This window comes from Pseudalkalibacillus decolorationis, from assembly GCF_024609785.1.
Lineage (GTDB): Bacteria > Bacillota > Bacilli > Bacillales > Fictibacillaceae > Pseudalkalibacillus > Pseudalkalibacillus decolorationis.
This window is the reverse complement of record NZ_JANHJQ010000014.1, coordinates 109,674-128,940: the sequence shown is the minus strand read 5'-3', so window position 1 is coordinate 128,940 and position 19,267 is coordinate 109,674. Positions and strand designations below refer to the sequence as shown.

Annotated in this window: 16 protein-coding genes; 15 read left to right on the top strand and 1 reads right to left on the bottom strand. The window is 41.3% G+C overall.

Translation table 11 applies throughout. The annotated features are described in order from the left end of the window. The first annotated feature begins 145 nt into the window (after positions 1-145). The 10 genes from NON16_RS14860 to NON16_RS14815 all read left to right on the top strand — a co-directional run bounded on the left by NON16_RS14860 (position 146) and on the right by NON16_RS14815 (position 11,941). Complete coding sequence (locus tag NON16_RS14860; protein WP_257350165.1) at positions 146-1,474, top strand: solute carrier family 23 protein; 1,329 nt, start codon at positions 146-148, stop codon at positions 1,472-1,474. Positions 1,475-1,771: 297 nt separating this feature from the next. Further along, on the top strand, positions 1,772-2,671 hold the full coding sequence (locus tag NON16_RS14855; protein ID WP_257350164.1) for an aspartate carbamoyltransferase catalytic subunit: 900 nt from the start codon (positions 1,772-1,774) through the stop codon (positions 2,669-2,671). Position 2,672: 1 nt separating this feature from the next. Next, positions 2,673-3,956 (top strand): dihydroorotase, encoded by a 1,284-nt coding sequence (locus tag NON16_RS14850; protein ID WP_257350163.1) that lies wholly within the window; start codon positions 2,673-2,675, stop codon positions 3,954-3,956. Then, entirely contained in the window at positions 3,953-5,053 is a 1,101-nt protein-coding gene (locus tag NON16_RS14845; RefSeq protein ID WP_257350161.1) for a carbamoyl phosphate synthase small subunit, read from the top strand. The genes NON16_RS14850 and NON16_RS14845 overlap by 4 nt, the downstream gene beginning before the upstream one ends. Further along, positions 5,038-8,244 carry a carbamoyl-phosphate synthase large subunit gene (carB, locus tag NON16_RS14840; RefSeq protein WP_257350159.1) on the top strand — a complete coding sequence of 1,069 codons (3,207 nt, stop codon included), beginning with the start codon at positions 5,038-5,040 and terminating at the stop codon, positions 8,242-8,244. Before NON16_RS14845 ends, carB begins: the two co-directional genes overlap by 16 nt. Continuing rightward, the gene (locus NON16_RS14835) at positions 8,241-9,014 is read left to right on the top strand and encodes a dihydroorotate dehydrogenase electron transfer subunit (RefSeq protein WP_257350158.1); all 774 of its coding nucleotides are present in this window, start codon (positions 8,241-8,243) and stop codon (positions 9,012-9,014) included. Before carB ends, NON16_RS14835 begins: the two co-directional genes overlap by 4 nt. Then, positions 9,011-9,943, top strand: a complete 933-nt coding sequence (locus NON16_RS14830; protein ID WP_257350157.1) for a dihydroorotate dehydrogenase — start codon at positions 9,011-9,013, stop codon at positions 9,941-9,943. Before NON16_RS14835 ends, NON16_RS14830 begins: the two co-directional genes overlap by 4 nt. Then, positions 9,925-10,629: an orotidine-5'-phosphate decarboxylase gene (gene pyrF / locus NON16_RS14825; protein ID WP_257350156.1), complete on the top strand. Its 705-nt coding sequence runs from the start codon at positions 9,925-9,927 to the stop codon at positions 10,627-10,629. The genes NON16_RS14830 and pyrF overlap by 19 nt, the downstream gene beginning before the upstream one ends. After that, the gene (gene pyrE, locus NON16_RS14820; RefSeq protein ID WP_257350155.1) at positions 10,629-11,255 is read left to right on the top strand and encodes an orotate phosphoribosyltransferase; all 627 of its coding nucleotides are present in this window, start codon (positions 10,629-10,631) and stop codon (positions 11,253-11,255) included. The genes pyrF and pyrE overlap by 1 nt, the downstream gene beginning before the upstream one ends. A gap of 26 nt (positions 11,256-11,281) precedes the next feature. Further along, positions 11,282-11,941 (top strand): class I SAM-dependent methyltransferase, encoded by a 660-nt coding sequence (locus NON16_RS14815; protein WP_257350154.1) that lies wholly within the window; start codon positions 11,282-11,284, stop codon positions 11,939-11,941. Positions 11,942-12,329: 388 nt separating this feature from the next. On the opposite strand, the gene NON16_RS14810 is transcribed toward NON16_RS14815, so the two are convergent. After that, on the bottom strand, positions 12,330-14,042 hold the full coding sequence (locus NON16_RS14810) for an Rqc2 family fibronectin-binding protein (RefSeq protein ID WP_257350153.1): 1,713 nt from the start codon (positions 14,040-14,042) through the stop codon (positions 12,330-12,332). Between the two features lie 127 nt (positions 14,043-14,169). Here NON16_RS14810 and NON16_RS14805 point away from each other — a divergent pair, with 127 nt between their 5' ends. From NON16_RS14805 to rpoZ, 5 genes are all read left to right on the top strand, one after another. Continuing rightward, the gene (locus NON16_RS14805; protein WP_257350152.1) at positions 14,170-16,884 is read left to right on the top strand and encodes a calcium-translocating P-type ATPase, SERCA-type; all 2,715 of its coding nucleotides are present in this window, start codon (positions 14,170-14,172) and stop codon (positions 16,882-16,884) included. Positions 16,885-17,012: 128 nt separating this feature from the next. Further along, a complete protein-coding gene (locus NON16_RS14800) occupies positions 17,013-17,894 on the top strand; it encodes a YicC/YloC family endoribonuclease (RefSeq protein ID WP_257350151.1) in 882 nt (293 codons plus the stop codon). A gap of 120 nt (positions 17,895-18,014) precedes the next feature. Next, positions 18,015-18,275: an extracellular matrix/biofilm regulator RemA gene (remA, locus tag NON16_RS14795; protein ID WP_225065642.1), complete on the top strand. Its 261-nt coding sequence runs from the start codon at positions 18,015-18,017 to the stop codon at positions 18,273-18,275. Between the two features lie 27 nt (positions 18,276-18,302). Next, entirely contained in the window at positions 18,303-18,917 is a 615-nt protein-coding gene (gmk, locus tag NON16_RS14790; RefSeq protein WP_257350150.1) for a guanylate kinase, read from the top strand. Continuing rightward, a complete protein-coding gene (gene rpoZ, locus NON16_RS14785; RefSeq protein WP_257350148.1) occupies positions 18,918-19,118 on the top strand; it encodes a DNA-directed RNA polymerase subunit omega in 201 nt (66 codons plus the stop codon). Positions 19,119-19,267: the final 149 nt, after the last annotated feature.

Below are 19,267 nucleotides of genomic sequence, written 5' to 3'. Positions count from 1 at the left end.
AGGCCCTTTTAAGTGAGTCCCGTGAGGCTGACAAAGGGAATGTAATCCTGGGTGCGGGTAAATTGTATCCAGGTATACATCCAAAGGGGCTGACTTCTTATAAGTCACCCCTTTTTTGGGCCTCAAAACTGAGGAGGAACTAAGTATGGCTAACAACGATTCAATCGGAATCAGAGAAATCCCGAAACCAGGTAAATGGCTTGCATTAAGCATTCAACATATATTCGCGATGTTTGGGGCAACGATCTTGGTACCTTTCCTTGTAGGATTAAGCCCTGCCGTCGCACTTGTTTCAAGTGGAGCTGGAACACTTGCTTACCTACTCATTACAAGAGGCCGAATTCCAGCGTATTTAGGATCTTCCTTTGCGTTTATCGCACCGATTATTTCAGCAAAAATGGCTGGAGGATTGGAAGCTGCAATGGTCGGGTGTTTTTTTGCCGGACTTGTATATGGAATTGTAGCATTATTTATTCATAAATTCGGTCTAAACTGGTTATTGCAGCTCTTGCCACCAGTAGTCGCGGGGCCGGTTATTATTGTTATCGGTCTTGGCCTGGCAGGAACAGCAGTCGACATGGCTATGTTCATACCGGGGACAGAACCGAAAGAATACAGTCTGACTCACTTTTCAGTAGCACTCATAACGCTTGCAATCACAATCATAGCATCGATCTTTTTAAAAGGATTCTTAAGCCTCGTCCCAATCTTGATTGGTATTCTAGGCGGATACAGTTATGCGTTCATGATTGGAATGGTGAACTTAGCTCCTGTCCGCGAAGCAAAATGGTTTCAAATCCCTGATTTAATGGTTCCATTCGTGACATACACCCCTTCCTTTTCTTGGGGAATTGTGGCGATCATAGTCCCAGTTGCAACAGTAACAATTGCTGAGCACATCGGTCACCAGATGGTTTTAAGTAAAGTGGTCGGTAAAAACTATATTCAGAAACCGTGGCTGCATCGATCAATTCTTGGGGATGGAGTTGCAACTATGATAGGCTCCTTAATTGGTGGACCACCAAACACAACATATGGGGAAAATATCGGAGTGCTTGCAATTACGAAGGTGTTCAGCGTCTTTGTTATCGGGGGTGCAGCTGTCATAGCGATTCTGTTCGGGTTTATCGGAAAGGTAACTGCATTAATCAGTACGATTCCAACTGCTGTTATGGGTGGCGTATCGATTCTCCTGTTTGGTATCATCGCATCGTCAGGTTTACGAATGCTTATTGATAGCAAAGTAGACCTTGGTGAGAAGCGAAACTTGATCATCTCTTCTGTCATCTTAGTACTAGGAATTGGTGGTGCATTCATTCAAGTAAGTGATGAGGTTCAAATTGCGGGGATGTCACTTTCCGCCTTTGCTGGAGTAATACTTAACCTGATTCTTCCTGGTCGGGATAAACAGGTGATGAATTCAGAAATGTTTTCAAAATCAACAAATGAAAAATCCAAAGCTTCAGTTGCTTAAGCTGAAGCGCCATCTTTTAATCAAGTCCAGAGAGGCTTTCAAGGGTGGGTGAGAAGGAAAGAGCGGTAAGTGAACTTTCGGTAGCTGCATCAATACGAGGTGTAAGCTAGGAAAGAAACCACTAACATTCACTTCTTCCGGGGACTGACGAATGCTAGGTCAGGCTCACTCTAGAACGCTAGATAATGGAATGATTCATGGTCTATTGTGTTCAGAAGCCTACCTTTGTGTTTGTCAGTCCCCTTTTTATATCAAGAAAGTTACTGTAATTATGTTGGAATAAGGAGTTGGTAAATAGTGAATCACTTGCTGACGATTGATGCGTTAGAACTTGAAACGATTGAACTTTTGTTAAAAAAGGCACAACGGATTCTTGATCATGGCCGTACAGAACCGTTATATACTGCACCGCAAAAGTTTGTAGCAAACCTTTTTTATGAACCTAGTACAAGAACAAGATTTAGTTTTGAAGTTGCTGAGAAACGACTTGGTTTGAATGTACTAAATTGTGAAGCAGAATCATCAAGTGTCCAGAAAGGTGAAAGTATTTACGATACGGTTCGTACCTTACAATCGGTAGGAGCAGATGCTGTTGTCATTCGACATCCAAAGGAACGTTATTTTGATGAACTGGAATCAGTCACTTTACCGGTACTCAATGCAGGTGACGGGTGCGGCAATCATCCGACTCAATCCTTACTCGACTTGCTTACGATTCAACAGGAGTTTATTGTTCAGCAAGGAATTACGGTTGCCATTATCGGTGACCTCAGGCATAGCAGAGTAGCAAGATCCAATGCTGTGTTACTAACGAAAATGGGTGCAAAAGTGATTTTCTCAGGACCCGAGGAATGGTTTGATGAAGACTTCTCTCATGGAGAATATGTACCGATAGATGATGCAATCCGGTCTGCTGATGTGGTGATGATGCTCCGGATTCAACACGAACGGCATGCAAAATCAATGAATTTGACCAAGGAAGAATATCATAGTCGCTTTGGTTTAACCGTTTCTAGGGAAAAAACGATGAAAGAACAAAGTATCATTCTTCATCCGGCACCTTTTAACAGAGGATATGAGATTGCTGACGAGCTAGTTGAAAGTTCAAAATCTAGAATATTTAAACAGATGGAAAATGGTGTGGGAATTCGAATGGCAGCGCTTGAATGGGCACTTGAACTCAAGGAGGACAATTAGAATGGGAACAGTACTTAAAAACGCGAAGTTATGGAATGATACAAAGCAAACACAAGATGTATTGGTCAACGGTTCTACGATTGAGTTGATTCAGAAGAATATTGAAGTCGAAGGTCAAACGGTTATTGACCTGGCAGGGAAAATGCTTGCACCTGGATTTATTGACTTGCACGTACATCTGCGTGAGCCTGGTGGAGAGAAAAAGGAAACAATTGAAACAGGGACAAAGGCTGCTGCAAAAGGTGGTTTTACTACGATTGCTGCAATGCCAAATACTCGACCTGTTCCTGATAATAAGGAAACGCTCGAAGCACTTCATGAGCGTATTAAGGAAACAGCAAGCTCAAAGGTCTTACCTTATGCCGCAATTACGATTCGACAGATCGGAGAAGAATTGGTTCATTTTGAAGCGTTGAAGGAGGCGGGTGCATTTGCGTTTACTGACGATGGTGTAGGTGTACAGAATGCAGATACGATGCTTCGAGCAATGCAGAGAGCTGCTGAACTAAACATGTCAATCGTGGCTCATTGTGAAGATAACAATCTAATCCATGGTGGATGTGTACATGATGGTAAGTACTCAAAACAACATAATTTAAACGGTATACCGTCAATCTGTGAAAGTGTACAAATCGCTCGGGACGTTCTCCTCGCAGAAGCGACGGGCGTGCATTACCATGTGTGCCACATTAGCACGAAAGAATCAGTTCGGGTAGTAAGGGATGCGAAACGAGCGGGTATAAATGTAACGGCAGAAGTGACACCACATCATTTATTACTATGTGAAGATGATATCCCAGGGCAAGATCCGTATTTTAAAATGAACCCACCTCTTCGAAGCAAAGAAGATAAAGAAGCACTTATTGAAGGATTACTTGATGGTACCATTGATTTTATCGCAACTGACCATGCGCCGCATACAGAAGCGGAGAAGGCTCAAGGGATTGAGCTTGCACCTTTCGGGATTGTTGGATTAGAAACTGCTTACCCGCTCCTTTACACGAACCTAGTTCAAAAGGGAGTTATTGATCAGAAGTTCCTAATCGAGAGGCTTACAACACGCCCAGCAGATTGCTTCCAATTATCACATCAAGGAATTGAAGTCGGGGCTACAGCAGATCTTGTTGTCATCGACCTGAACCATGAACAATCAATTGACCCAAATCAGTTTGCATCGAAAGGTCGAAACACACCATTTAAAGGCTGGAGATGTCAAGGTTGGCCAGTTCTAACGATGTTAGAAGGCACGATCGTTTATCAGAATAAGGAGGTTCTTGCCAAATGAAACGACAATTAATCTTAGAAGATGGAAGCATTTATATTGGAACAGCCTTTGGAAGTTCGCGCGAGGCTAAAGGTGAGGTTGTATTTACAACAGGCATGGCTGGATATCAAGAAACGCTTTCTGATCCTTCCTATTGTGACCAAATCATTACCTTTACGTATCCACTTATCGGAAACTATGGAATTAATCAAGAAGACTTTGAATCGATTGAACCTGCTGCTTCAGGAGTGATCGTTAATGAAGCATGCATGAAACCAAGCCATTGGCAGTACACAAGTACACTGGATGAACTTTTAAAAGTTAAAGATATTCCAGGGGTATACGGTATTGATACTCGGGCCCTTACAAGAAGAATTCGAATTCACGGGACACTTAAAGGTAGAATCTGTTCAATGGAAGCTGACAAAGAAACGGTGGTCAAAGAGTTAAAAGAACAGACATTACCAACGGACCAGGTGGAAAAAGTATCAACACGTTCACCATACACATTGCCTGGAAGAGGAAAAAGGGTCGTACTGGTCGATTTCGGTGCTAAACGTGGTATTTTAAGAGAATTAATTGAACGTGGATGTGACGTAACCGTAGTTCCTTATCATGTTACATCTGACGAAATCCTACGCCTTAATCCAGATGGAGTTATGCTGAGCAATGGCCCTGGAGACCCGACAGATGTCCCAGAAGCGGTTGAAATGCTTAAGGCAATCCTCGGGAAAATTCCGGTCTTTGGTATATGCCTAGGTCATCAATTGTTAGGGTTAGCATGTGGTGCGAGAACAACGAAAATGAAGTTCGGACATCGAGGAGTCAACCATCCTGTGAAAAACATCGAGAATGGTAAAGTGATGATTACTTCCCAAAACCATGGCTATACCGTTGATACAGTAGGGTTCAATAATCTCGATTTAGTCATTACACATATTGCAATTAACGATGAAACGATTGAAGGGTATCGACATAAGACATATCCAGCATTTAGTGTGCAGTTTCATCCAGAAGCGTCACCAGGACCAACGGATTCAAACGAACTATTCGACGATTTTCTTAAAATGATGTCATCTTCAAAAAATGAGGGGGTTTCTACATGCCAAAGCGTCTAGATGTTGAAAAGATATTAGTCATCGGCTCAGGACCAATCGTAATTGGACAAGCAGCAGAATTTGATTATGCGGGTACTCAAGCCTGTCAGGCATTGAAAGAAGAAGGGTATGAGGTCATCCTCGTTAACTCCAATCCAGCAACAATCATGACGGATACGACAATGGCGGACAAGGTCTACATTGAACCCCTTACCGTTGAATTTGTAAGTCGAATCATTCGAAAGGAACGACCTGATGGCGTACTAGCAACGCTTGGAGGACAAACCGGATTAAACTTAGCCGTTGAACTCTCGAAAACAGGCATCCTTGAAGAATGTGAAGTGGAGTTGCTAGGAACAAAGCTTGAATCGATTGAACAAGCAGAGGACCGTGATTTATTCCGTAGGTTAATGAATGAACTCAATGAGCCTGTTCCGGAAAGTGACATCATTACAAACCTATCAGAAGCTTATCAGTTTGTTGAAAGGATTGGCTTCCCCGTTATTATCCGACCAGCTTATACGCTTGGTGGTACAGGTGGAGGTATCGCACACGACGAAAAGGAACTACAAGAGTTTGTAACAAGTGGACTAAAGTACAGTCCAGTCACTCAAGTGTTACTTGAAAAAAGCATTGCTGGCTTTAAAGAAATCGAATATGAGGTCATGAGGGACGGTAATGACGGATCAATCGTTGTATGTAACATGGAAAATGTAGATCCTGTCGGTGTGCATACCGGTGATTCTATTGTTGTTGCACCGAGTCAGACGATGACTGACCGTGAATATCAATTATTGAGAAATGCAAGCTTGAACATCATTCGTGCTCTGAAAATTGAGGGCGGCTGTAACGTTCAGTGTGCGTTGGATCCACACAGCTCGAATTACTATATCATTGAAGTGAACCCTCGGGTGAGTCGATCATCTGCCCTTGCGTCGAAAGCAACCGGTTATCCAATCGCAAAGCTTGCTGCGAAAATCGCAGTTGGTTATCAACTAGATGAATTAATTAATCCGGTCACAGGGCGTACGTATGCGTCCTTCGAGCCTGCACTCGACTATATCGTTACCAAAATACCACGTTGGCCATTTGATAAATTCGAAGCTGCAAACCGCCGCTTAGGGACACAGATGAAAGCAACTGGTGAAGTTATGGCCATTGGTCGGAATTTTGAGGAATCTCTGTTAAAGGCCGTTCGGTCACTTGAAAATGATGCGTACCACTTATTTAGGGATACGGATGCGAAAACAGAATCTGATTGGGGCAAGCTTTTGGCTGTTGCAGATGATCAAAGAATTTTTACTGTCACAGAAGCCTTAAGAGCTGGTATTCCTGTTGAAAAGATTTATGAATGGACGAAAATTGACTATTTCTTCCTTTATAAGCTTGAACATATAATCGAGCATGAATCCCGTATTATCGACAACCCGTTTGACTCTGAAACGCTCGCTGATGCAAAAGCTATCGGATTTTCAGATCAGGTCGTTGCCCAATTATGGGATGCAACAGAACGTGAAGTTTATCAGTTCCGGGAGAAAAACAATCTTCTTCCTGTTTATAAAATGGTTGATACATGTGCAGCAGAGTTCGAATCTACTACTCCTTACTACTATGGAACGTATGGTATGGAGAATGAATCTGCCAAAGGAACGAAAGAAAGTGTTCTCGTACTTGGATCAGGACCGATCCGTATTGGTCAAGGTATCGAGTTTGACTATGCGACTGTCCATACAGTTTGGGCAATTCAAGAAGCTGGATATGAAGCGATTATTATTAACAACAATCCAGAAACGGTGTCTACAGACTTTAGTACGTCAGATAAACTTTATTTCGAGCCATTGACAGTAGAAGATGTCATGCATGTTGTCCGTCAAGAAGAACCGATAGGCGTCGTCGTACAGTTTGGTGGTCAGACAGCAATTAATCTTGCTTCCGAGTTAAGTGAAAGGGGTGTCCAAATTCTCGGAACGAAGCTTGAAGACATGGACCGCGCGGAAGACCGAGATAAATTTGAACGCACCCTACAAACATTGGATGTTCCACAACCCCATGGAAAAACGGCAACTTCCGTTGAAGAAGCGAAGGTTATTGCGGCTAAGATCGGCTATCCGGTTCTTGTGCGACCTTCCTATGTGCTTGGTGGACGAGCGATGGAAATTGTTTATCAGGAACAAGAATTGCTTCAGTATATGAGAAATGCCGTAAAAATTAATCCGGAACATCCTGTTTTGATCGACCGGTATCTGGTCGGGAAAGAACTTGAGGTAGATGCGATTTCTGACGGGGAAACAGTGTACATTCCTGGGATTATGGAGCATATAGAGCGTGCAGGTGTCCACTCAGGGGACTCGATTGCTGTCTATCCGCCGCAAACTTTATCAGAAGAAATTAAGCAACAACTGATCGATTATACAGTTCGACTCGCAAAAGGGTTAAAAATTGTCGGTCTTTTGAACATCCAATTTGTTCTTTCGAAGGGTGAACTTTATGTGCTTGAAGTGAATCCAAGATCAAGCAGGACAGTTCCATTTTTAAGTAAAATTACCGGTGTACCAATGGCAAACCTTGCAACAAAGGCCATTTTAGGATCCAAACTAATCGACTTGGGCTATGAAACCGGCTACCACCCAGAACCAACGGAAGTATTCGTAAAGGTGCCTGTCTTCTCATTTGCAAAGCTCAGAAGAGTTGACATTACACTCGGACCTGAAATGAAGTCAACCGGTGAAGTCATGGGCCGAGACAAAACGCTTGAAAAAGCGCTCTATAAAGGCTTGATTGCTTCAGGAATGAAGATTCCGACGTTTGGGTCTGTTTTGTTTACGATTGCCGATAAAGATAAGGATGAAGCGTTGCCGCTCGTCAAACAATTTCATGAAATCGGCTATAACATACTTGCAACGGAAGGAACGGCGAACTTTATAAGGTCAAAAGAGATACCAGTCACAGTCGTTAATAAGATTCAAGAAGGAAGTCCAAGTCTTCTTGACCGTATCCAACAAGGAGAAGTACAGTTCGTAGTTAATACGCTAACAAAAGGAAAACAACCTGCAAGAGATGGGTTCCGTATTCGTAGAGAAGCAGTTGAAAACGGTGCGGTTTGCCTCACCTCATTCGATACAGTAAAAGCAATCTTGAATGTGGTCGAATCGATGACGTTCTCAGCAAATGAAATGCCATCGTTTCAAGAGAAAACAGGGGTTCGCTTATGAGGCGAGAAGATACAGTCGTTACAGAAAATATAGAAATCGCTCGTAATATTTATCAGGTTACATTTAAAGGTGAAATCGTATCTGAAATGACAGAACCGGGTCAATTTCTGCATTTACGTACGAGCGATCAATATATGCCGCTATTACGTCGACCTATTAGTATTTGTGATGTTGATATCGACCGTCAGGAATGCACAATGCTGTATCGAGCGGATGGTGAAGGAACGAAACAGCTTTCTGATAAACGACAAGGGGACCAGCTTGATGTGCTTGGTCCTCTTGGGAACGGTTTTCCTCTTGACACGATCAAGGGGGAGACTGCTCTCCTAGTCGGGGGCGGAATCGGTGTCCCGCCGCTTTACTACCTATCCAAAAAGCTGGTTGAAAAAGGTGTAAACGTTTTTCATGTGCTTGGATTTGCTTCTGCGGAGGATACCTTTTACAAACAACAATTCAGTGAACTTGGAGAGACGATTATAACGACAATCGATGGTAGTTTGGGATATCAAGGGTTTGTAACAAATTACATTCTTGAAGAACAGCCTCCCTACGATATTCTTTATTCTTGTGGTCCAACTCCAATGTTGAATGCGATTGAACAGCAGCTACACCCCGAGCGTGCTTACTTTTCTTTTGAGGAACGGATGGGTTGCGGAATCGGTGCATGTTTTGCTTGTGTTTGCCACGTACAAGGGGATGAAACAGGAACTTCTTATAAAAAAGTTTGCTCAGATGGACCAGTATTCCCAACGGGGGTGATTCAGTTATGAGTAAGAAATTATCTATCAAACTGCCAGGCTTAGAAATGAAAAACCCAATAATGCCTGCTTCAGGGTGTTTTGGATTTGGTAGAGAATTCTCCAAGCTTTACGACCTTAGTAGCCTTGGTGCTATTGGTATAAAAGCGACGACTGAAGAATCACGATTTGGAAATCCAACTCCGCGTGTTGCTGAAACACCTGGAGGGATGTTAAATGCAATCGGGCTGCAAAACCCAGGCCTTGAAAAGGTCGTTTCAGAGGAGCTGCCATTTTTAGAATCCTATGATGTACCGATTCTTGCAAACATTGCTGGTACGAAGACCGAAGACTACGTCAATGTAGCTGAGAAGGTGGCGAAAGCTCCGAACGTTACAGCACTAGAGTTGAATATCTCATGTCCGAATGTGAAAGAAGGAGGGATTTCTTTCGGAACAGACCCCGAGGTTGCTGCTGCTCTTACTAAAGCTGTGAAAGAAGTGTCTGAAGTACCAGTTTACGTTAAGTTATCCCCAAATGTTGCAGACATCGTAACGATCGCACAAGCAGTAGAGCAAGCGGGTGCGGATGGTTTGTCAATGATTAACACATTACTCGGTATGAGAATTGATTTGAAAACACAGCAACCCATTCTTGCAAACCGTGCAGGCGGATTATCAGGTCCCGCCATTAAACCAGTTGCGGTAAGAATGATTTATGAAGTAAGTCAACGCGTATCGATCCCTATTATCGGTATGGGTGGAATAACAACCGCGGATGATGTAATTGAATTCTTCCTTGCTGGAGCAAGTGCAGTAGCGGTAGGGACAGCGAACTTTGTAAATCCGTTTATATGTCCTGAGCTGATTGATGAGCTTGAAGAAAGGTTATCTACTATGAAGGTAGATAATATAAATGAGCTCGTGGGAAGGAGCTGGTCGAGTTGTTACAACCAATCATAATCGCACTTGATTTCTCAAATCGGTCTGAGGTTGAAGAGTTCCTTAGACCGATTTCGAATGAAAAGTTGTTTGTGAAAGTCGGGATGGAGCTCTATTATCAGGAAGGCCCGGACTTCGTTAAATACTTAAAGGAACAGGGCCATGCTGTTTTTCTCGATTTGAAACTTCATGACATTCCTAACACTGTTCATAGAGCGATGAAAGGGCTCGCTAAATTGGATGTTGATCTCGTTAACGTTCACGCAGCTGGCGGAATCGAAATGATGAAAGGGGCAGTTGCTGGGCTTGAGGAAGGGGCTAGTAACAAACGTCCACTTTGCATTGCGGTCACCCAACTAACAAGTACCTCAGAGGAAATGATGAACGATGAATTACACATACCCGGTACATTGAAAGCAAACGTTGAGCACTATGCCGAAAACGCTAGACAAGCAAGTCTTGATGGTGTCGTTTGTTCGCCGCTCGAGGTTCCTTTTATAAAAGAGTGCTGCGGTTCCGATTTCCTAACTGTAACACCTGGGATCAGACTAATTGCGGATCATGTGGACGATCAGAAACGAGTTACAACGCCAACCCAGGCAAAAGAGTTTGGGAGTGATCATATTGTCGTTGGTCGTACCATTACAAGATCTGAACAACCTATAGAAATTTATCGTCGTATTCTTAATGACTGGAGGAATGTATGATGAAGGAACAGATCGCGAAACATTTACTTCAAATCGGTGCTGTATCTTTAAGTCCTGAAGAACCTTTTACATGGTCGTCAGGTATAAAATCGCCAATTTATTGTGACAATCGTCTTACCCTATCTTTTCCGGAAGTACGTAACGAAATTGCAAACCAGCTTGTTTCCCTTGTGCAATCAGCTTATCCGGAAGCTGAGGTTATTGCAGGGACAGCGACAGCAGGAATTCCACATGCAGCATTTGTTTCTGATCGAATGAGTCTGCCTATGGTGTATGTTCGATCAAAGGCAAAGGAACACGGAAAAGGAAAGCAAATTGAAGGAACATTTACTCAAGGAAGTAAAGTAGTTGTTATTGAAGACTTGATTTCGACAGGCAAAAGCGTGATCAATGCAACTGAAGCACTGAGGGAAGCTGGGGCCGACGTCCTTGGAACGGTTGCGATTTTCAGCTATCAATTAGAAAAGGGTAGAAAAGCAGTAGAAGAAGCAAATCTTAACGTGCAAACACTTTCAGACTTTAGTACATTAATAGAAGTAGCTGCCAGTGAAGGATTGATTAATCAGGAGGCTGTTAAACAGTTAAATGATTGGTGTGCTGATCCAGAGCTTTGGCAAGTACGATAAGTTCACGAAAGTCTGGAGTGAGTGAAATGCGCAAAATGAATGGAGAAGAATTTGATCAGCTCGTGACATTCTTTGATGGTATGGCGAGAACGAGCTGGTTAAGGTCAATCCACGACCGTTTAAAAGAACTTTCGGGAAGTTGGAATAATCTCAAGGTTTTGGACGTTGGGTGTGGAACTGGAAGGTTATTGTTAAGAGGTGTTGATGAAGCGGAACATCTATATGGTGTCGACTTGTCTTCTGAAATGATTAAAGCTAGTCAACAGAACTTTTTTTTACATGATCGATCCGAGAAAACAACCTTTGTCACAGGAGACGCCTACGAGCTACCTTTTGAGGATGATGCCTTTCATTTATCTTTATCCACTTGTGTGATGTTCTTGCTACCTGAGCCTAAAAATGGGTTAACTGAAATGGTTAGGGTTACCAAGTCTAATGGAAGAATTGTAATGTTAAATCCAACTAAAAAAATGAATCAGCAAAATGCGTTCAATTATTGCAAGCAGCATGATATACAAGGTTTTGAACAGACAACGATGCTTAAATGGTCAAACGTATCAACAAGACGACATCGATACGCAAATGAGGAATTGACATCTCTGCTTACCCAGCTCGGGTGTATAGATGTTAAACATGAACAAGTATTAGATGGACTAGCTGTCATAACAGTAGCGACAGTTAATTAAGATATAAACAGGAGCAAATACCTTTAATAAGGTGGAACTGCTCCTGTTTACTTTTTCATTATTACGATATAAATAAATGTAGTTCTGATTCACGAGATCCAGTTTACGATTAAACTTATAACTACAATGGCACCAATAATCATTAATATTGTTCGTATCATAATAACTTCATCCTTTCATAAGAGAATTCTGCTCATTGTTATATTGAATACTATTAGGAATGCTCTTAAGATGTATATTTCACCAAAATGAATAAATTCAAACCCTTTTATGGAGTCTGATGTGAAAAAAGATTTAGGATTGGCGCTAGCCAAGTTTTCTTTACACAAAAAAAGTATTGAGTGAAGAAAATTACTCCACTCAATACTAGAACTAAAGATTAGCTCATTCATTTCTGGTGTCGAAGTTGGTAAACAAGACTTTCGTTAGGGGTAACATAGATTGTTTTTTGATTATCGTATGTGACAAATCCAGGTTTTGCGCCTGATGGTTTTTTTACATTTTTGACCGCGGTAAAATCAACCGGAACAGAACCGGAGTGCTTCGCTTTACTGAAATAGGCTGCAATGTTTGCCGCTTCAAGTAATGTTGTTTCATCCGGCTTAGCTTCACGAATGACAACATGTGATCCAGGTATATCCTTCGTATGCAGCCACGTATCATTTCGATTAGCAAATGTATTTGTCAGGTAGTCGTTTTGCTTATTGTTTTTACCAACCCATATATCAACTTCAGATGATGAAATATATCGTTCAATCGATGGTTGTTTATTATTTTTTTTCTTTGTATTTGTCTTTTTACGCTTAAGATAACCTCCTTCCTCAAGCTCCTCTCGTATCTCAGTGACATCTGAGGCCGAAGCTGATTCCAACTGTTGTATTAAAGATTCCAAATAGTAAACCTCAGACTTAGTTGCTGAAATTTGTTCATGTATGAACTGTACAGATTTTTTCAATTTGTTATATTTTTTATAGTAAAATTGCGCGTTTTCTGATGGTGTTTTTTGCTGGTTCAAAGGTATGGTGATTGTATCAGCCTTTTCATCATAGTAATTGATCACGTTTGCTTCCTTTAATCCTCTTTTTAATTGATAAATGTTTGCTGTTAATAGTTCTCCGTATAACTTATATTGATCTGCCTTTTTCGTATCCTCTAATGTTCGTTCAAGCTTTGGGATTTTTTGTTCGTTTTTCTTTAAGTCATTCCGTAGAAAACGCTCAAGGTCAGTTGCTTGCTGTTTTACCCTGTCCCGATCTGCTTTGCCGAAATAAAATCGGTCAAGCAACTCACTAACGGTAGTAAATCGTGTGGGCTCTCCCCCCAAATGAGTCAGGTCCAAAACAGAATAATATTCTTTTGTTTGGTTAAACACCATTTGAGGCTGATAAGAGTGGTGATTAATTTCATCCATTACTTTTACAAAAGATTGGATAAGAGATTGACGATCACCGAGTTTGGCACGGGAGACAATTTCTTTAGCTACCAAGGGAGATAGCCCTTCAAACTGTTGAACGATTTGTTTGTCCAGCCTAGCACTGTTGAAGTCGAGCTTACGTAAAATGGTGTCCGAATCAGCCATCAAAGGATTTTCTTTGTTTTGTTCAGGTGGGAGTATATATAAACTACCAGGTAACAACGTTCTGTGCCGATTAATTGAAGGTGGGATGTGCTTAATACAATCAAGGATGAGTTCCGTTTCAGCATCCACAAGTGTGATATTACTATGTCTGCCCATAATTTCTACGATTAGTTTTTTATAAGTCAGATCACCAATCTCGTTTCTTGATTTTATATAAATGTATATCACTCTCTCAAGGCCAGGTTGTTCAATCCGATCAATTACTCCACCCTCTAGATGTTTACGGAGTAACATGCAAAACATCGGCGGTTCTTTCGGATTTTCATAGCTTCGGTCTGTGAGATGAATCCTTGGAAAACTTGCATTGGATGATAAAAACAAACGTTGATTTTTACCGTTTGATCGGATGACGAAAATAAGATCATTTGAAAACGGTTGGTAAATCTTTGTTATTTTTCCTTGTGTGATATGTTGTTTAAGCTCGTGAACCATTGCTCGCGTTAAGATTCCATCAAAAGACATAAGACTTCACTCCAATATGTAGGTGTAACTCTTACTTCACCTCAATAAATTCCTTCTCATTATAGCATTTTTTGGGACAATCCTGAATATAGATGGCTTGTATAGATGGTTAAAACGGGGTGGGATCATGAAATGGTACACGTTAACGAAGAATGAGATTGAGGCAAAACTTCAATCGGATCTGACGAATGGTTTGCAGGACGAAGAGGCTAATAAAAGAATTCAGAAGGTTGGACCGAATGAACTGCATCAAGAAGAACGAGTATCAGCGATTATTGTCTTTCTTTCGCAATTTAAAGATTTCATGGTACTTGTTCTACTCATAGCAACTCTAATATCAGGGCTCCTAGGGGAATATATGGACGCGATTGCAATTATTTTAATCGTGTTCGTTAACGGGATATTAGGGTTTGTACAGGAAAGAAAGGCTGAACGTTCTTTACAAGCCTTAAAGCGGCTCTCTACACCAAAGGTGCACACACTACGTGACGGGAAATGGATGACAATCGCTTCAAGGGATGTTGTACCAGGCGACATTGTTCAATTTTCATCAGGAGATCGAATTGGTGCTGATATACGACTCATCGATGCGAAATCGTTATCGATAGAAGAGTCAGCATTAACAGGGGAATCGGTGCCTTCACAAAAATTAACTGAACCTATCACTGGTAAGGGGCTGGAACCGGGCGACCAAGAAAATATGTGTTTTATGGGAACGTTGGTTACCCAAGGTAGGGGCATGGGAATCGTCGTTGCAACAGGAATGGATACAGAGATGGGGAAGATCGCTCACTTGTTGAAAAGTGAAGAAGGAATGCAAACACCACTTCAAAGAAGGTTAGAACAACTCGGTAAAATTTTGATCTTAGTTGCCCTCCTTTTAACGGCACTTGTAGTTATTGCCGGTGTTTTGCAGGGACATGATATGTATACTATGTTCTTAGCGGGGGTATCGTTAGCTGTCGCTGCAATACCAGAAGGCCTCCCTGCTATCGTTACCATTGCATTAGCTCTTGGTGTCCAAAAGATGATCCGTAGAAGAGCCATTGTCCGCAAACTCCCATCGGTTGAAACACTCGGTTGCGCGACGGTAATTTGCTCAGATAAGACAGGGACATTAACACAAAATAAAATGACGGTAACTGAATTATGGAGTAGTGGCAAGAGCTGGAATGTTTCAGGGACGGGTTTTGAACTACAAGGTGAATTTCGATTAGGCAACAAACCAATTGAACTTAAAGCGACACCCACATTAAAGCAGCTCCTAACCTTTGGAGTGCTGTGCAACAATGCTTCCGTACAGGAACCGACGAATGCTAAGAACGCTAAGGTTCAGTTCAATGGGGATCCAACCGAGATAGCCTTGCTTGTCGCTGGCTATAAAGCTGGATTATTCAAGGATAACCTCTTACAGCAGTATCGGATAGAAGAAGAATTTCCATTCGATTCTGCGAGAAAAATGATGTCCATTGTCGTTAAAGATGAGAACCATAACCGGTTTATTATTACAAAAGGTGCTCCTGATGTTGTCCTGGCAAGCTGTCAGAGTATTTTGTGGGACGAGAGGCAGTCGCACTTAGGAGAGAGACAAAAGGATGAGGTTCTTCGTGCGGTAACGAAGATGGGTTCAGGGGCTTTACGTTCAATAGCAGTTGCATACCGCCCACTCCGACGTGATGAACATGTATCCACCGTCTTTGAAGCTGAAAATGAATTAACATTTATTGGTCTGCAAGGTATGATCGATCCACCAAGAATCGAGGCAGCTCAAGCAATATCTGATTGCCAGGAAGCCGGGATCAAAACGATCATGATTACCGGAGATCATAGTGTAACTGCGAGGTCTATTGCCAAGCAACTGAACATGATTCCCGATGGCGGAAAAGTCATGGAAGGGAGTACGATCTCTCAACTGTCAATTGAAGAATTGGAGAATGTTGTCGATGAAACATATGTCTTTGCCCGAGTTTCTCCGGAACATAAATTGAAAATCGTAAAGGCATTGCAAAATAAAGGACATGTGGTCGCGATGACAGGGGACGGTGTAAACGATGCTCCTGCTATAAAGGCAGCAAATATAGGTATCGCAATGGGTAGGTCCGGAACAGATGTTGCACGTGAGGCATCCTCTTTAATTCTATCTGATGATAATTTTGCAACCATTCGAGCTGCGATTGAAGAAGGAAGAAATATCTATGAAAATATCCGAAAGTTCATTCGTTATCTTCTTGCATCAAATGTAGGAGAGATTCTAGTTATGCTCTTTGCAATGTTGCTCTCATTACCCCTCCCACTGGTGCCCATACAGATTCTTTGGGTTAATCTTGTTACGGATGGGTTACCAGCTATGGCCCTTGGAATTGACAGTGCAGAAGACAATGTAATGAGAAGACCACCAAGACGGTCTTCAGAAGGTGTCTTTTCAAGGGGATTAGGATGGAAAATCATTAGTCGTGGATTCTTAATCGGGCTAGTGACATTGATTGCATTCGCAGTTGTATATTTCGAAGATGCTAACAACCTTGTCAGGGCACAAACCGTTGCATTTTCAACACTGGTCCTTGCCCAACTAATACATGTATTTGACTGCAGAAGTGAGCGATCCGTGTTCCATCGAAATCCATTTGGAAACATTTATCTCGTTCTCGCTGTTCTGTCATCGATTGCTTTGCTCGTTGTCGTTATTTATTATCCACCACTACAGCCGATTTTCCATACAACAGCACTAACTATCCGAGAGTGGTTGTTAATAATAGGATTCTCTGCATTACCAACGTTTGCGCTTGCAGGATCGCATTTGTTTGGAAGGTCTAAACAAAAAAAGGTTAGAAAGAATCGTTAAATTATAGATTAAATTTAAGTGAAAAGGAGATGACTTTACGGGTCATTTCCTTTTTTCATTCACATTTTCTTTCAAATTCTTGTTCGTGGTGGTAAAATTATATAGAATAGGACAATGGATGTGGTTGCATGATTAAAAGTATGACAGGTTTTGGACGGTCTTTTTTGGAAAGTCAGCATTATTCGATCACGACAGAAGTAAAGTCAGTGAATCACCGCTTTTGTGAAGTCGGTGTCCGTATGCCAAGAAATTTATCAAGCCTTGAAGATAAGGTTAAACGAACGGTGACCAAATACATACAAAGAGGCAAAGTGGACGTTTTTATTACAATCAATGGGGTAATCGACGCACAGAGAGAACTTGAAATTGACTGGACACTGCTTGATCAATATGTTCAATCATACATCAAGCTACGAGAACGTTACCAATTTCAAGACCCTATTGACTATGACAAGCTCTTATTATTACCGGATGTTGTATCTATCTATGAAAACGAGCAAGTGACCGATGAATTTGCAAGTCATATTATAACTTCAATATCCGATGCTACAATTCAACTTGTTCGAATGAGAGAAGAGGAAGGTATTTATCTTACGAAGGATCTTTCAAATCGGTTAAGTGTAATGGAGGCGATTATTGAAGAAATCCGTCTTGTGACTCCCGAAATCTCTCAAGGGTATGAAACACGCCTTTATAAGAAAATAAAGGAATTAAGTAATGGATTTGTGGAAGCCGATGAATCGAGGATTCTTACCGAGGTTGCTCTTTTCGCTGAGAAGAGTAATATTGATGAAGAGTTGACGAGATTACTAAGCCATACCCAACAATTTAAACAAATCTTATCTGAAACGACAACAGTTGGTCGAAAGTTGGATTTTCTCGTTCAAGAAATGAATCGGGAAAGCAATACCATTGGTTCAAAAGCAAACGGTTTTGCAATAAGTAAGAAAGTAATCGAGCTAAAAAGTGAAATTGAAAAGGTGAAAGAGCAAGTTCAAAACATAGAATAGACAGACTGCTTGAGGATGTAGTCCTCATATCAGTAAACGTCCCAATTTTTGAACACGTACTTTTTAGGGTTGAACAATATAAAAGTTGGTAACGCTAGGTATGTAATGCAGGAGGTAGAAATGAACATAAAATTAATTAATATAGGATTTGGAAACATTGTTTCAGCAAATAGAATTATATCAATCGTCAGCCCTGAATCGGCCCCTATTAAACGGATTATTACAGACTCAAGGACTCAACACAAATTAATCGATGCAACATATGGTAGAAGGACAAGAGCGGTGATTATCACAGATAGTGACCATGTCATCTTATCTGCTGTTCAGCCGGAAACTGTTGCACAAAGATTGCTAAATAAAGAGGATTTGACAGAAGAATAGAAGGGTAACTGAGGTGTTGATATAATCATGAAAAAAGAAAGAGGAATCCTGTTCGTATTATCTGGTCCGTCTGGGGTTGGAAAAGGTACTGTAAATCGTGCATTACGTCAACAGTGGAATGGATTAGAATATTCAATCTCTGTAACGACGCGTCAACCTCGGGAGGGTGAACGGGATGGTGTAGATTATTTTTTTACACGAAAAGAAGAATTTGAAACAATGATTGAACAAAATCAGCTTCTAGAATGGGCTGAATATGTAGGGAATTATTATGGTACTCCATTAAAGTATGTGGAGGAGACTCTTCAATCGGGTAATGATGTACTACTTGAAATCGAAGTTCAAGGTGCGATGCAGGTACGTAAGCTTTTACCAGAGGGTGTATTCATTTTCCTAGTACCACCAAGCCTCGATGAATTAAGAAACCGGATTGTCGGAAGAGGAACAGAGACGAACGATTTAATTGAAAATCGGATGTCTGTCGCGAAGGAAGAGCTAGAAATGATGGATCATTATGATTATGTTGTCGAGAATGATGAAATACAATTAGCATGCGATCGAATAAAATCAATCGCAATAGCTGAACATTGTAAGAAAGACCGAATAAAAAAACAATACTTAAGATTATTGGAGGTTGAATAAATGTTATATCCTTCGATTGACTCATTGATGGAGAAGTTAAATTCAAAATATACACTTGTAACCGTTTCAGCTAAACGTGCAAGAGTAATTCAACAATCGAATCAAGTCAACATTGATAACCCAAAGTCACATAAAAGTGTCGGGATCGCATTAGAAGAAATCAACAACGGTAAACTCAGCTATAAAACAGTAACAGAGTAGAATTTATAGTTATCAGAAACGTATCTGCCGATAAAATAACTCCAATCTGTTATATTTAAGCTATAGTACGGGGCTGACTCAAGAAACAGGTGTCAGGCATCTCCATTCTTGGAGTGAGCCGGCCCATTTTGAGTTGGGCCTTTTTTCTA

Bases quoted from the DNA above. Each gene is read 5' to 3' on its own strand.
- NON16_RS14860 (WP_257350165.1), top strand. From the start codon at position 146: ATGGCTAACAACGATTCAATCGGAATCAGAGAAATCCCGAAACCAGGT.
- NON16_RS14850 (WP_257350163.1), top strand. From the start codon at position 2,673: ATGGGAACAGTACTTAAAAACGCGAAGTTATGGAATGATACAAAGCAA.
- NON16_RS14845 (WP_257350161.1), top strand. From the start codon at position 3,953: ATGAAACGACAATTAATCTTAGAAGATGGAAGCATTTATATTGGAACA.
- carB (WP_257350159.1), top strand. From the start codon at position 5,038: ATGCCAAAGCGTCTAGATGTTGAAAAGATATTAGTCATCGGCTCAGGA.
- NON16_RS14835 (WP_257350158.1), top strand. From the start codon at position 8,241: ATGAGGCGAGAAGATACAGTCGTTACAGAAAATATAGAAATCGCTCGT.
- NON16_RS14830 (WP_257350157.1), top strand. From the start codon at position 9,011: ATGAGTAAGAAATTATCTATCAAACTGCCAGGCTTAGAAATGAAAAAC.
- pyrE (WP_257350155.1), top strand. From the start codon at position 10,629: ATGAAGGAACAGATCGCGAAACATTTACTTCAAATCGGTGCTGTATCT.
- NON16_RS14815 (WP_257350154.1), top strand. From the start codon at position 11,282: ATGCGCAAAATGAATGGAGAAGAATTTGATCAGCTCGTGACATTCTTT.
- NON16_RS14810 (WP_257350153.1), bottom strand. From the start codon at position 14,042: ATGTCTTTTGATGGAATCTTAACGCGAGCAATGGTTCACGAGCTTAAA.
- NON16_RS14805 (WP_257350152.1), top strand. From the start codon at position 14,170: ATGAAATGGTACACGTTAACGAAGAATGAGATTGAGGCAAAACTTCAA.
- NON16_RS14800 (WP_257350151.1), top strand. From the start codon at position 17,013: ATGATTAAAAGTATGACAGGTTTTGGACGGTCTTTTTTGGAAAGTCAG.
- remA (WP_225065642.1), top strand. From the start codon at position 18,015: ATGAACATAAAATTAATTAATATAGGATTTGGAAACATTGTTTCAGCA.
- gmk (WP_257350150.1), top strand. From the start codon at position 18,303: ATGAAAAAAGAAAGAGGAATCCTGTTCGTATTATCTGGTCCGTCTGGG.
- rpoZ (WP_257350148.1), top strand. From the start codon at position 18,918: ATGTTATATCCTTCGATTGACTCATTGATGGAGAAGTTAAATTCAAAA.